The 12,820-nt window shown below is 43.4% G+C and carries 12 protein-coding genes; 4 read left to right on the top strand and 8 right to left on the bottom strand.

The genetic code is table 11. The features are described 5' to 3' along the window. Nucleotides 1–12: 12 nt before the first annotated feature. From IGI71_RS05270 to IGI71_RS05255, 4 genes are all read right to left on the bottom strand, one after another. The gene (locus tag IGI71_RS05270) at nt 13–624 is read right to left on the bottom strand and encodes a hypothetical protein (RefSeq protein WP_034857664.1); all 612 of its coding nucleotides are present in this window, start codon (nt 622–624) and stop codon (nt 13–15) included. A gap of 119 nt (nt 625–743) precedes the next feature. Further along, nucleotides 744–1,631 carry a 16S rRNA (adenine(1518)-N(6)/adenine(1519)-N(6))-dimethyltransferase RsmA gene (gene rsmA / locus IGI71_RS05265; RefSeq protein ID WP_086294887.1) on the bottom strand — a complete coding sequence of 296 codons (888 nt, stop codon included), beginning with the start codon at nt 1,629–1,631 and terminating at the stop codon, nt 744–746. Beyond that, nucleotides 1,628–2,200, bottom strand: a complete 573-nt coding sequence (gene rnmV / locus IGI71_RS05260; RefSeq protein WP_430616346.1) for a ribonuclease M5 — start codon at nt 2,198–2,200, stop codon at nt 1,628–1,630. The genes rsmA and rnmV overlap by 4 nt, the downstream gene beginning before the upstream one ends. Further along, a complete protein-coding gene (locus IGI71_RS05255) occupies nt 2,193–2,963 on the bottom strand; it encodes a TatD family hydrolase (protein ID WP_194186033.1) in 771 nt (256 codons plus the stop codon). The genes rnmV and IGI71_RS05255 overlap by 8 nt, the downstream gene beginning before the upstream one ends. 185 nt (nt 2,964–3,148) lie before the next feature. On the opposite strand from IGI71_RS05255, the gene IGI71_RS05250 reads away from it, so the two are divergent. From IGI71_RS05250 to IGI71_RS05240, 3 genes are all read left to right on the top strand, one after another. Then, nucleotides 3,149–3,865 (top strand): hypothetical protein, encoded by a 717-nt coding sequence (locus tag IGI71_RS05250; protein WP_194186034.1) that lies wholly within the window; start codon nt 3,149–3,151, stop codon nt 3,863–3,865. A gap of 173 nt (nt 3,866–4,038) precedes the next feature. After that, nucleotides 4,039–4,899, top strand: a complete 861-nt coding sequence (locus tag IGI71_RS05245) for a metallophosphoesterase (RefSeq protein ID WP_015509322.1) — start codon at nt 4,039–4,041, stop codon at nt 4,897–4,899. A 134-nt stretch (nt 4,900–5,033) separates the two neighbouring features. Further along, nucleotides 5,034–5,207, top strand: a complete 174-nt coding sequence (locus IGI71_RS05240) for a hypothetical protein (RefSeq protein ID WP_010747796.1) — start codon at nt 5,034–5,036, stop codon at nt 5,205–5,207. 28 nt (nt 5,208–5,235) lie between these two features. On the opposite strand, the gene IGI71_RS05235 is transcribed toward IGI71_RS05240, so the two are convergent. After that, nucleotides 5,236–6,993 carry a metal ABC transporter permease subunit gene (locus tag IGI71_RS05235; RefSeq protein ID WP_194186035.1) on the bottom strand — a complete coding sequence of 586 codons (1,758 nt, stop codon included), beginning with the start codon at nt 6,991–6,993 and terminating at the stop codon, nt 5,236–5,238. A gap of 1 nt (nt 6,994) precedes the next feature. Next, entirely contained in the window at nt 6,995–7,717 is a 723-nt protein-coding gene (locus IGI71_RS05230; RefSeq protein WP_060791832.1) for a metal ABC transporter ATP-binding protein, read from the bottom strand. 573 nt (nt 7,718–8,290) lie between these two features. Here IGI71_RS05230 and IGI71_RS05225 point away from each other — a divergent pair. Next, nucleotides 8,291–9,805, top strand: a complete 1,515-nt coding sequence (locus IGI71_RS05225; RefSeq protein ID WP_034857667.1) for a flavocytochrome c — start codon at nt 8,291–8,293, stop codon at nt 9,803–9,805. A gap of 83 nt (nt 9,806–9,888) precedes the next feature. On the opposite strand, the gene IGI71_RS05220 is transcribed toward IGI71_RS05225, so the two are convergent. Together IGI71_RS05220 and IGI71_RS05215 are read right to left on the bottom strand one after the other, a co-directional pair. Further along, entirely contained in the window at nt 9,889–11,955 is a 2,067-nt protein-coding gene (locus IGI71_RS05220; protein WP_194186037.1) for a beta-galactosidase, read from the bottom strand. A gap of 9 nt (nt 11,956–11,964) precedes the next feature. Further along, nucleotides 11,965–12,819 carry a sugar ABC transporter permease gene (locus IGI71_RS05215; RefSeq protein ID WP_010747791.1) on the bottom strand — a complete coding sequence of 285 codons (855 nt, stop codon included), beginning with the start codon at nt 12,817–12,819 and terminating at the stop codon, nt 11,965–11,967. Between the last annotated feature and the right edge of the window lies 1 nt (nt 12,820).

Below are 12,820 nucleotides of genomic sequence, written 5' to 3'. Positions count from 1 at the left end.
TCAAACTGGCGCTTATGCCGCTTCCTTCTGTTTCTGAATAAAGCGTCCTTTTGCTTTCGAAAACGAACGAATATCAAATTGTTTGCTTAAGGCACCTGCAACAAAATAAGCCAAATTGAAATCGATCAAGCTATGGATCAAACCGCCGATCCCCATCAAAACGAACAAGAAATAGTAGAAATTACCATCGAATGCGGTCCCTGGTACATTTCCTGTGAAGTAAAAGGCGGCAACGACTGCCATTTCTACGGCAGAATGGATCAGTCCGATAATCAAGTTAAAGCTCTGAAATTTGATATTCAATAAAGAGGGTTTGCCATTTTTCAGTAAAATATCTGGGTGCTTCTGTAAATAAAAGGCACCGATGACGGCAAAAACAACATGGGACAATGCCCGTAAAGCAATGATTGGTGGCAGTGTTAAGAAAAAGCCAAAGGTCGTTCCTAAAGCTACCGCGATCGCCATCGCTGGTGAAAAGAACATCGCCACAAAGACGGGCACATGGCTAGCTAAGGTAAAAGATGCAGGTCCGATGACGATTTTGGGCATTACCATGGGAATGACGATCCCCATGCCGATTAACAATGCAGCGATCGTTAAATGGCGGATGGAATGATTTTTCATTTATACTCTCTCCTTCAATGTGTCATGACAGTTCTGTCTTGCTTATTCTACTGGTATTTCCACGAGGTGTCAAGACACAAAAAAAACGAATGTTTATTCAACATCCGTTTTTATTGAAGTTATCCTTTACGCGCTTGCATTTCATTGCTTAATTTGGCAAATTCCGCTAACGACAGCGTTTCTCCACGTCGTTTCGGATCGATCCCACTTGCTTCTAAGCTGTCTGCCAACCACTGTTTGGTTGTTTCATCTTTTCCATAGCTATTTTGCAAATTGTTCCAAAGGGTTTTACGACGCAGCTGAAAGGCTGCTTTCGTTAATTTGAAAAACTCTTTTTCATCGGTAACTGCGACTGCTGGTTGTGATCGACGCGTCAATTTCAAAATAGCCGAATCAACATTCGGTTGGGGCACAAAAACGGTTTTCGGGACGATGAATGCCAGCTTTGCTTCCATGTAGTATTGCACAGCGATCGACAACGAGCCATAGGCTTTAGTCCCAGGAACTGCTGAGATTCGATCAGCCACTTCTTTTTGCATCATAACGACCATTTCATCTACTTTTACCTGAGACTCTAAAAAGTGCATCATAATTGGCGTAGTGATGTAGTAGGGCAAATTTGCGACAACTTTTAATGAAGCAGCCGTATCGCTGAATTCTGACCGAATGGTCGTTGATAGGTCTGCTTGCAAGACATCTTGATGAATGATCTTTACGTTTGCGTAAGGCTGCATCGTATCAGCTAATACAGGGATCAACCGATCATCGATTTCAAACGCCAACACTTGCTTGGCGTGTTTTGCCAACTGTTCGGTCAGCGCACCAATTCCAGGACCAACCTCGATGACGTTTGTCGTCTCGTCAATGCCTGCAGTTTCTACGATTTTCCGTAAAATATTCGGTTCTGTTAAGAAGTTTTGTCCTAAACTTTTTTTAAAGGTAAAGCCATGTTTCGCTAAAATCTCTTTGGTTCTTGAGGGGGTTGCTATATCCCGTTCTTCCTTCACAATTCTTCCTCCACTGTTTTCATTGCTTCTGCCAACTCTGCGTCGGTGATACGAAACATTGCCAGCCGCTTCTCTAATTGTTTGCCGTTCGTATAGCCGATGCGTAAAAGATCTCCTAGCCGCTCTCGTTTCTCTTTCGCTCCAGCCCCTGCGATCAAGCCATACGCTAACAACTGTTGCCGATCAATGGTCCCTTCACTGACTTCATTTGAAGCAATCGGGGTTACGACTTTTCGCAAGGCTTCTTTCAACGCTTCATCGCTGGCGTGTTCCACGCCTAAACTGCCCTTGCTTTTCGGTGCTGCCTGACTGCGCGGTAAAAAGGCATGCTTGGCATCAGGAACGACTTCCATAATGATTTTGCGGATCTTTTCTCCCGAAAAATCGGGATCGGTAAACACGATGACCCCTCGTGTCTCTTGGGCGTGCTCGATTTGATCAAGGATCGTGTCATCGATCGCCGAACCGATCGTCTCGATGGTATCTACATCGAACACTTCTTGCAATCGGCGGGTGTCGTCTTTGCCTTCGACGACAATGATTTCTTCGATTTTCGGTTTATCAGTCATTGATCCTAAACAAGCGATGGGCATTTTTTTTCGTGTAGGCCGCAACATCAGCAACCGCTTCTTGCCGCAGCTCCGCGATTTTATTCACTACATAGTGAGTATAGCCCGGTTCATTGCGCTTGCCGCGATAAGGAACAGGGGCTAAATACGGCGCGTCAGTCTCAACAAGTAGCCGATCTTGTGGCACGACTTGCGCAGCTTCTTGTACCTCCGTCGCCTTTTTGAAGGTCACGACACCACTAAAGGAAATATACATTCCTAGGTCCAAGAACTTTTTCGCCCATTCGCCGTCCCCACTAAAGCTGTGCATGATGCCGCCGATCGTTTGGACTTTTTCATCCTTTAAAATCGCATAGGTATCTTCTAAGGCTTCACGGGTATGAATACTGATAGGCAGTTGATGTTCACGGGCGATCGCCATTTGCCGACGAAAGACCTTTTCTTGAACTTCCTTCGGATCTTCCATCCAGTGATAGTCTAAACCAATTTCACCTAGGGCAACGACTTTTGGTCGTTCCAAGCGCTCTTGCAAATAGGTTTCCACTTGTGGGGTATAAGAACCAGCTTCGGTTGGATGCCAACCGATAATACTGTAAATACCAGGATATTCTTTGCTTAATGCTAACGATTTTTCAATCGTTGGCTGATCGAAACCGACGACCGCCATCTCCGTTACTCCTAGTTCTTGCGCACGGGCGACCGTTTCGGGAATGTCTTCGTTAAACTGTTCTGCATTCAAATGTGTATGAGAATCAAAAATCATGAAATCTCCTCCTTAGTCCTTCTATACTCTAGCATATTTTGACGGTTTAAGAAACGAATCCTCTTCGCTTTTTTCAGCAGTTTAAGAAAACTTTCAGCAAGCAAAAAAAATCCGCCCAAAGTTGGAGGACGCCGAAGCTGATTTTCTCTATACTGAGGGTAACGAAATCGTATGGAGGTGGAAATATGGAACGATCAAAAATTGATCCCGGCCGCTTTTTTTCTGGCCAAAAAGCAGCAACGAAAGGCACGTTAAAACATCAATATCATTACTATCGGCAGCAAAATGCCCATCAAGCATTCAACAGCGATTTTCAGAGAAATTTCCAGCATGATTTCCCGAATTTTGCTACCTGGCTAAAATTGCAGGAACAGACACCACAAAAGAATCAAACAGCGACTTTTTCTCACTGGCTATTGGTTGGTTTCTTCGGACTTTTGACAGCAGCAAGTTTTTCGCAACAGCTCTTATTCCTACTTTTTGTCTTTGTCTTAGCCGCTCTCGTCAAAGGACCTGGCATGATCGTATGGGGCATCGTGTATTCCTTCTTAGTTAGTCTGTTCCCGCCATTGGGTATCGTTCTTTCTGGCTTATTTTTCTTACTGACCCTGCGTCAATTAACCAAAAACGTCACTTTCGTTTTGACTGCATTGTACTTTTACGGTTATCCCTTTGTCATCACAGCCCTCCAACACTTTACGAATTGGGACCCGCAATGGCTGTGGGTCGGCAGTATCGGTTTTGCCTTGATCAGTGGCCATTTTGTCTTAAAGCAAAACTATCCCTTTGCTTCAAGTAAAAGTCTCGCATGGGCGATCATCTCCGTCCCTTATGATTGTGTCATGGCTTTGATCCCCGTCAAACACAAAGCACGCTTTAAACGTTTGGTGAAAATCAAATAATTACGATCTAGGATACAAAAGTCGGCTATTACAGCCCCTTTTGTATCTTTTTTTCATGGAAGAAACAAACGAAATACGATGGATATTTTTTGTTATTTTTGCTTTCGCATGATTGCTTTTTTTGTAAGAATCTACTATGCTAGAAACTAGCAAATCAAAAAAGGAGCCACGCCATGTACACCCTCATTCTTATTGCATTCCTCCTTACGGGCTTGCTAGTTTACTCCTTTATTATTGAACCGCATCTTCTCAAACAACGGCACTACCTCATAAAAAAAGACAAGCGCACCGTCTTAGATATTTCAAAGGCTTACGATCTTTATCAAGCAGAAAGCAATCTCGTGATCGCCCATATCAGCGACCTTCATTTTTCTCGTTGGTACAAACCACGGCGAATGAATCGCATCATTCGATCAACGATCCAAAACAAGCCGGATCTGATCATCATTACGGGGGATCTGATCGATAATTATAAAAAATGGCCGCATCGTTCAACCAAGCGACTGATCGAAAAGCTGAAAAAATTGCAAGCGCCTCTGGGTAAGATCGCAGTTATGGGGAACCATGACCATTTGAATGACGGGCATTACTTTGTTAAGGAAATATACCAGCATGCAGGGTTTACCTTACTTGATAATGAGTCGGTTTTTGGTTCTGATGACAAGACGTCGATGAATATTGTCGGTATCGATATAGAAAGTCCGAAAGTCAGTTTTACCTATGAAGCAACCTTAGCAGAGTGGCAGCTGCTTTTGCTCCATGAACCCGATTATGTTTCTCGGATCACCAATCTGCCAAACTACGACTTGATTCTTTCTGGCCATAGCCATGGCGGGCAGATTCGCTTGCCTTTTTATTACGCGAAAACAAAGGGCGCGTTGAAATATACCGATGGGCTCTACCTTTTAGGCAATGAGACCTTATTAAGTGTTTCCAGCGGGGTTGGTATGACCAAGATTCCCGCCCGACTCGGTGTCCCACCTGAGATCCTTTATTACCATTTAGAACCGCAACAGCAATTGAACGTTTCTTAACTGTTCATCGGTGCAATTGGGAAAAAATCAGCGACTCGTTTCAGCAAACGTTCGATTCGCTGATTTTCTTTTTGCGTCTACCGTGTTAAAATATACTAAATAAACACTTTTTAACAATTAGGAGGAACCAAAAAATGCTCATCTCGGGAACGCTTTGGTTTTTGATCGCCTTCTTCGCTTATACAGCCTATGTATACGGTCAGGGGTTGTACTTTCCTGTCATCGCTTTTCTTGCTGCTTTGATGGGCTGCGGATTTTATCTCTTTGCTTTTCTCCAGCACAAAAATACGACGAAAAAACATCCTTAGCCAGAACGAGCTAAGGATGTTTTTTGCATTATTGATTCAAGCCTTGATAAATCGTATCGAGATTCCACTTCATCATGTTATAGTAGCTGTCGCCTTCTTCTCCCGGTTCTGCAATCGAATCGGTAAAGACGGTTCCGAATATCGGAATACCTGCATCACGAGAAACACTTTGCATCGGACGAGTATTGACGCTGCTTTCGACAAATAAGGAAGCGACGGCTGAGTTTTGCAGCTGATCCACTAAGTTCTTGATTTGCGCAGGGGTTCCTTCTTCTTCGGTATTGATTTCCCAGATATAGGCAGACGGTACACCGTAGGCTTTGGAGAAGTATTTGAAGGCTCCCTCACTGGTGACGATCAATTTCTTCTCTTCGGGAATCGATTGGAAGTTTTCCTTCGCTTGCTGATCCAGTTCTTCTAATGAAGCCAAGTAGCGTTCAAGGTTTTCTTCATAGAAAGAGCGATTGTCAGGGTCCTTTTCGCTCAAGCGTTGAGCAATGTTGCGGGCATAGATCATACCGTTTTCTAGATTTAACCATGCATGAGGATCGGCTTTGCTGTGGTCTTCATCATCAGAAAGATAAAGCACATCCACGCCATCACTGACGGCAAAGTAATCTTCATTTTCTACCTTATTGGCATTGTTCATCAATTTGGTAAACCAGCCATTGCCGCCAGTTTCTAGATTCAAGCCGTTATAAAGGATAAGATCGGCATCGGTCGCTTTTCGAACATCTTCCACTAAAGGTTCATATTCATGGGGATCACGCCCCACTGGTACGATACTGTGAAGATCGATTCGATCACCGGCAATGTTTTCCGTAATATCAGCAATGATCGAATTGGTCGCTACTACTGAAAGTTTCCCTTCTGTTTGGGCCATCTGTCCGTTTTGCTGTGCCAAAAAGAAGCCACCAGCTACAGCTGCCGTTGCTAAAACCGCCGTCGCTGACCAGCGTTTGACTGGACTGGTCTTTTGTTTTGGTGAGAACAAGAAACCGATCACGAAAAAGGATCCTGCGGTCAAAACAATACTTGATCCTGCGGCAATATTAAAGCTGTACCCGATAAACAAGCCGATAAATGAGGCGAAACCACCTAAAACCCCTGCGATGACCATCATATGCTTCAATTGTTTTGTATAAAGATAAGCCGTTGCTGCTGGAGTGACTAACAGAGCCACGATCAAGATCGTTCCGACGCTTTGCATCGCTGTCACTGAAACCAAAGTCAACAAGAACATCAATAAATAGTGATAGGCTTGCACTTTCATCCCAAAGGCCTTTGCCATCATCGGATCAAAAGACGTGATCAACAGTGGACGGAAGAAGAGGATGATCACTGCCAGCACAAGGATAGCGATAGCGATCGTCAGCCATTTGTCGCTGTCTTGCACCGCTAGCACATTCCCAAACAAAATGTGAAACAAATCAGTCGAACTATTTGCTACTCCAATCAAGATAACCCCTAAAGCTAGAAACGAACTAAAGGTGATACCGATCGCCGTATCGCTTTTGATTAGGCTGTTATTGGCGATATAGGTAATGATCATGGAAGCCAAGATCCCAAAGAAGATCGCCCCGACAAAAAAATGAACGCCGAAGATATAAGACAAGGCTACCCCTGGTAAGACCGCATGAGAGATTGCATCCCCCATCAAGGACATCCCTCGCAAGATAATAAAACAACCGATCACCCCTGCCACGATCCCGATCGCGACTGCCGTGATCAAGGCATTTTGCAAGAAATGATAGTTACTTAAACTCGTAAAAAAGCTTGTCAACATGTTAAACGCCTCCTTTCACGATGATCGCATCGCCAAATGTTTGCTTCAAATTGCTCTCGGTAAAGACTTCACTGACTGGTCCCGCAGCGATCAGGGTTTGATTGAGCAGAACCAAGTAATCAAAGTATTCGGTGATTTTCCCCAGATCATGGTGAACGATAAAAATCGTCTTGCCAGCATCTCGCAAGTTACGCAACAGGCCGACGATGATCGCTTCACTGGTGGCATCGATCCCTACAAAGGGCTCATCGAGGAAAATATAGTTGGCATCTTGCACCAACGTTCGAGCAATCAAGACCCGCTGAAACTGCCCGCCGGACAATTCCCCAATCTGACGTTCCGCAAAGGATTCCATTTCTACCGCTGCCAGAGCGGCTGTCACTTTCTGCCAATCGTTTGCCGACATCCTTTGGAACATGCGCATCTTAGGATACAAGCCTAAAGATACGACTTCTTTGACTGTGATCGGAAACGTGTAATCAACCGCGGTCTTTTGTTCGACATAGGCAATTTCCTTTTGAAAGTCTTTTAACGCTTTTTTGTCGACACTCATGTTCCCACTGGAAGGGATCAATTTCAACGCCGCTTTGATCAGCGTCGACTTCCCTGCCCCATTTGGACCAATGATCCCTACGATAGACGGTTTTTCTACTTGAAACGACAAATCCGAGATCACTTGATGATCGCCATCATAGGCTGCGGATATTTCTGAAAAAGTAATCATTATTTTCACTCCATTTCCATAGTTAAGGATAGTTTATTTATTTTTTAGGTAGACCTAACTTATTTTTATTATACTAGAAAGGATTTGTTTTGCAAGACAGTTCTCTTGATTTTTTTAAGAAACACCACAGTTTCTTGGCAATGACTCTTGAAAACTAAGGTTCTATCTTTATTTATTGAGTAAAAATTGGTGCCCACAAACACGGATACCATCAATTTCTTTCTATCTTTTGAGCGCAAAGCATTTGATTTATTCTTAATAAAAGAGATCATTCCTCGGCACCTCAGTGACGTACGTTTTTTCAATAACAGAAGAGAGGCGAATCAAAGCCTCTTTACTTTCTCCCTTCATGATTAATACCAAACAAATCAAAGAATCAATAATTCTTCTATTTCCATAAATTCACGAATTCACTCTTTTTTATGATGACCAAGAAACCCTTTCACCTCGACTAAAACGCTTTATAAATTAAACTTTTCTAATTATTATGTGATTTTTCGAACAAAAGCTAAAAATAACATGACAACTATGTTAGTCTTTGATTTGGAAAAAGTTTTAGGAGGAATAAAAACAATGAAGAAAATTTTCCAAACACTATTAGTCCTAACCTCGTTAGCAACTTTGAGTGCTTGTGGCGCTGATTCACAAACAAGCAGCAGCTCAAGTACTGGTTCATCTGCTAATGAAGAAACAGATGCAACTTCCGCTGCATCTGGTCAAGAATACACAGACCCTAGCGAACTTGCAGACAGCTACGATGTCGTGATCGTCGGTGCAGGTGGCGCTGGAATGGCCGCTGCGATCCAAGCAAAAGAAGCTGGCGCAAACCCAGTTATTTTAGAAAAAATGCCAATTTCTGGTGGGAATACATTGAAATCTTCAGCAGGAATGAACGCTTCAGAAACCAAATTCCAAGAAGCAGAAGGCATCGAAGATTCAAACGATCTATTTTATGAAGAAACATTAGCTGGCGGTCACAACACCAATGATGAAGAATTGTTGCGCTACTTTGTGGATCATTCAGCAGAAGCGATCGATTGGTTAGATTCCATGGGTATCACTTTAGACAACTTAACAACGACTGGCGGGATGAGTGAAAAAAGAACGCACCGTCCATCGGATGGTTCCGCTGTTGGGGAATACTTAGTTGATGGCTTGATGCGCAACATCCATGAATTGGAAATCCCAATTTTTGTGAATGCCGATGTCAAAGAAATCAATGAAGAAGATGGCCAAGTCAACGGGGTGACGGTTGAAGTGGAAGGAACCGAACAAACCATTGATGCCAAAGCAGTTGTCGTTACAACAGGCGGTTTCGGTGCCAATTTCGACATGATCACCGAATACAAACCAGAATTGGCAGACTATGTGACAACGAACCAAGAGGGTTCGACTGGTGATGGGATCAAAATGATCGAAGCATTAGGTGGACAAACGGTTGATTTAGAGCAAATCCAAATCCACCCAACAGTGGATCAGTCTAAATCACTGTTGATCACTGAAGCTGTCCGTGGAGAAGGCGCGATCTTGGTCAATCAAGAAGGCGAACGGTTCTTCAATGAAATGGAAACACGAGACAAAGTCTCTGAAGCGATCATTGCCCTACCTGAAAAATCAGCAACGTTAGTTTTTGATGCAGGTGTCAAAGAACGCGTGACAGCCATTGATTTTTACGAGCAACAAGGGTTAGTCAAATCCGCTGACACGATCGAAGAATTAGCAAAAGAATTGGACATGCCAGAAGCAGCGCTTGCTGACACGATCGCTACGTGGAACAGCAGTGTAGCTGCTGGTGAAGACGAAGCCTTTGGACGCAGCACAGCAATGGACAACGATTTGTCAACAGGACCTTACTATGCCATTGCCATCGCTCCTGGTATCCACCACACGATGGGCGGCGTGAAGATCAACACCAACACAGAAGTGATCGCTACGGATAACGAGATCATTCCAGGTCTTTTTGCAGCCGGTGAAGTAACTGGTGGGTTGCATGGTGAAAACCGAATTGGCGGTAATGCCGTTGCCGATATCATCATCTTCGGACGCCAAGCAGGAACAAAAGCTGCCGAATTTGCGCAAGAAAATTAAAACACTCTCTATAAAAAAGAAGTACTTACGTTTTTTTCATCAACGTAAGTACTTCTTTTTTCATATAATTGACACAATAGTTTTTATTGTTCTGGTGCTGTCACTTTGATAATCTGCACCTCATAAGGCGCCAACTGAAGCATTTGGTTTGTCGTTTTTCCAGTAAGCAAATCGACTCCTGTAGTTGCTACCTCTACTTCTTGATTTTCTTCGGAAAAATTCATCACAAAATAATAGGTAGTCGGAGTAAGCTGCTCTTGCTGACTTTCTCTACTTTGGATCGACACGTTCGTTGAACCTTGACGGACCCACTCATTTTGTATGCGAAGCTGTTGTGTTACTTCTTGATAGAAGTCTTCCAAAAAGGCTTGATCCGTCCGTCCCCCAAGATAGTAGGCACTTCCTTCACCATAATCATTTACGGTCACTGCAGCTTGACCTTGATAAAAATCAGCACCGTAGACCCCTAACGTTTGGGCAGTGTTTGTTTGAACAACACTACAATAATCATGAATTTGGTACTGCTGCTCCTTCATTAAAAGCAGATTTTTTTGTTTCGGATATAACGTATCGATTTCTTTCACAGACACACCAAACAGTTCTTCTAACTCTTGGGGCCAGCCCCCTAAATAGGTCAAGTCCGTTTCATTCACGATCCCCGTCAAATAAGTGGAAACCAGCGTCCCGCCATTTTTCGTATACTGTTGAAACTTTTTCATAGTTTCTTTTGGTAAAAGGTAAAGCATCGGAGCGATGATCAATTGGTAAGAGTCAAAGTCATGGTCTTTCGTGATGACATCAACCGCGATGTCATGATCCCAAAAATAGCGATAATGCTCTTGCAACGTTTGTGGGTAGCGTTTGCTCTCCAAACCAAAACCTTGCGCATCATTGAGCGCCCAATTGTTATCCCAATCATAGATGATCGCCACTTTGGCTTTTTTGTGCAATCCTTTGATTTCTTTGATTTCTTCTAAGGCTTTTCCCACTTCTGCTACATCTTGAAAAACACGATTCTGTTCGTCGTTGTCATGGTCCACGACGGCCCCATGGAACTTCTCAGATGAGCCTCGAGATTTTCGCCATTGGAAATAAAGATTACTATCTGAACCGTGAGCAATAAATTGCATAGAAGACAACAGATGCATCCCGGGGCGTTTCGTGCGATTGACTGGATGCCAATTCACACCACTAGGGGTTGATTCCATGATCAAAAAGGGTTGCTTTTTCAAGCTACGGTACTGATCATTGATAAACCCAACCTTACTTGCCAAATCAGCGGTCGTTCCCCAATCATTATGCCAAGCAGGATAACAATCCCAACTAATGACATCTACATGCTGGGCAAATTTTCCATAATCAAGGCTATAAAAGGGAATCAAATCTCGGGTATCTGCCATGAAATTCGTTGTGATCGGCACATCTGGAGACAAACGACGAATGTCTTTGATCTCATGTTCATAGAAATCAATGGTCTGATCGGTCACAAAACGATGCCAGTCTAGATTTAGTCCATGAACTTGCATTTCGCCGATCGGTGAAGGAGATTCGATTTGCGACCAATCGGTGATCGTATGGCTCCAGAAAGGTCCCCACCAGGCCTCATTCAAGGCTGCTAATGTTTGGTACTTCTGCTTAACCCACTGACGAAAGTTTTCTTGGCAAATGGGACAATGACAATCTCCAGAATACTCATTGGAAATATGCCACATCAATAGTGCTGGGTGATCGTGGTAGCGTTCAGCTAATTTCCGATTGATGATCGCCACTTTCTCACGATAGATCGGTGAAGAAAAGCAGTGATTGTGACGCCCGCCGTGTAACATTTTTTCCCGTTTTTCATTGGTCCGTAGAACTTCAGGGTATGCTTTAGACAACCAGGCAGGACGCGCGCCGCTTGGCGTCGCTAAAATGACGTTGCTGTTTCGTTCGGCGAGCTCATCCATGATTTTGTCTAACCATTCAAATTGAAACACCCCTTCTGCTGGCTCTAAGGCACTCCAAGCAAAAATACCAAGGGAAAATGTATTAGCATGAGCTTTTTCCATTAGTTCTAAATCTTTAGCTAAGATCTCGGGATAATTTAGCCACTGGTCAGGATTATAATCCCCACCATGTAAAAAGCGTTCTTCTAAGTTATATCTTGTCATCTTCTCTTCCTATCCTTTTGTGCCACCAGCGGTCAAACCGGAGACAAAATGTTTTTGTAATGCAATAAAGACGAGTGCGATCGGAATACTAATCAAAATAGCCCCTGCCGCAAAAGTCGTATAGCTGGCTCCCATTTTATCCGTGACTAATTTGTATAACCCAATGGGTAGTGTATAGTACTCAGGATTACGTAAAATCACAGAAGACAGGGCAAAGTCTCCAAGCGGTCCAGTAAAGCCATTCATGGCAACGACTGCCAGCATTGGTCGTGATAAAGGAATCAAAATTTGCCAGAATATTCGCGTATTGCTTGCGCCATCTATCTTGGCACTCTCGTCTAAATCTAACGGGATCGAGTCAAAATACCCTTTCAATAAGTACGTGTTCATGGGAATCTGGCCCCCAACGTAAATCAAGATCAGCAACCAATGGCTATTGATCAAGCCGAGCATTTGCGCCAATACAAAAATTGCGATCAAGGCAGAGAACTGCGGGATCATTTGTAGTAGTAAGAACAGCATCAACCCATTTTTACGGCCTGTAAAACGAAATCGTGAAAAGGAATACGCCGTCATGGAGACAAAAATCAGTGACAAGAACATGGTGCATACACTGATTTTTAATGAATTCAAATACCATTGACTATAATAAAGCGAGTTGTCGCCAGCAAACAATTTCGTGTAGTGACTTAATGTCGGACTCGTCGGAATCAAACTCGTACTTACTAAACTGTTCCCAGGATTAAAACTAGCACCGATCGTCCAAAGTAAAGGGTAGACGATCACTACTACCGTAAAAATCAGTACGAGATACGTCAAGGATAGGCGGACAAATTTTTGTTTCTTCATACTTGCTGCCTTCATG

It is taken from the genome of Enterococcus sp. DIV1279b (assembly GCF_050531515.1).
Taxonomy (GTDB): Bacteria; Bacillota; Bacilli; order Lactobacillales; family Enterococcaceae; genus Enterococcus_D; species Enterococcus_D casseliflavus.
This window is presented reverse-complemented; position numbering and strand designations above follow the sequence as displayed.

Excerpts from the sequence above, each read along its gene's own strand:
- IGI71_RS05270 (WP_034857664.1), bottom strand. The coding sequence starts at position 624 with ATGAAAAATCATTCCATCCGCCATTTAACGATCGCTGCATTGTTAATC.
- rnmV (WP_430616346.1), bottom strand. The coding sequence starts at position 2,200 with ATGACTGATAAACCGAAAATCGAAGAAATCATTGTCGTCGAAGGCAAA.
- IGI71_RS05255 (WP_194186033.1), bottom strand. The coding sequence starts at position 2,963 with ATGATTTTTGATTCTCATACACATTTGAATGCAGAACAGTTTAACGAA.
- IGI71_RS05250 (WP_194186034.1), top strand. The coding sequence starts at position 3,149 with ATGGAACGATCAAAAATTGATCCCGGCCGCTTTTTTTCTGGCCAAAAA.
- IGI71_RS05245 (WP_015509322.1), top strand. The coding sequence starts at position 4,039 with ATGTACACCCTCATTCTTATTGCATTCCTCCTTACGGGCTTGCTAGTT.
- IGI71_RS05240 (WP_010747796.1), top strand. The coding sequence starts at position 5,034 with ATGCTCATCTCGGGAACGCTTTGGTTTTTGATCGCCTTCTTCGCTTAT.
- IGI71_RS05235 (WP_194186035.1), bottom strand. The coding sequence starts at position 6,993 with ATGTTGACAAGCTTTTTTACGAGTTTAAGTAACTATCATTTCTTGCAA.
- IGI71_RS05230 (WP_060791832.1), bottom strand. The coding sequence starts at position 7,717 with ATGATTACTTTTTCAGAAATATCCGCAGCCTATGATGGCGATCATCAA.
- IGI71_RS05225 (WP_034857667.1), top strand. The coding sequence starts at position 8,291 with ATGAAGAAAATTTTCCAAACACTATTAGTCCTAACCTCGTTAGCAACT.
- IGI71_RS05220 (WP_194186037.1), bottom strand. The coding sequence starts at position 11,955 with ATGACAAGATATAACTTAGAAGAACGCTTTTTACATGGTGGGGATTAT.
- IGI71_RS05215 (WP_010747791.1), bottom strand. The coding sequence starts at position 12,819 with ATGAAGGCAGCAAGTATGAAGAAACAAAAATTTGTCCGCCTATCCTTG.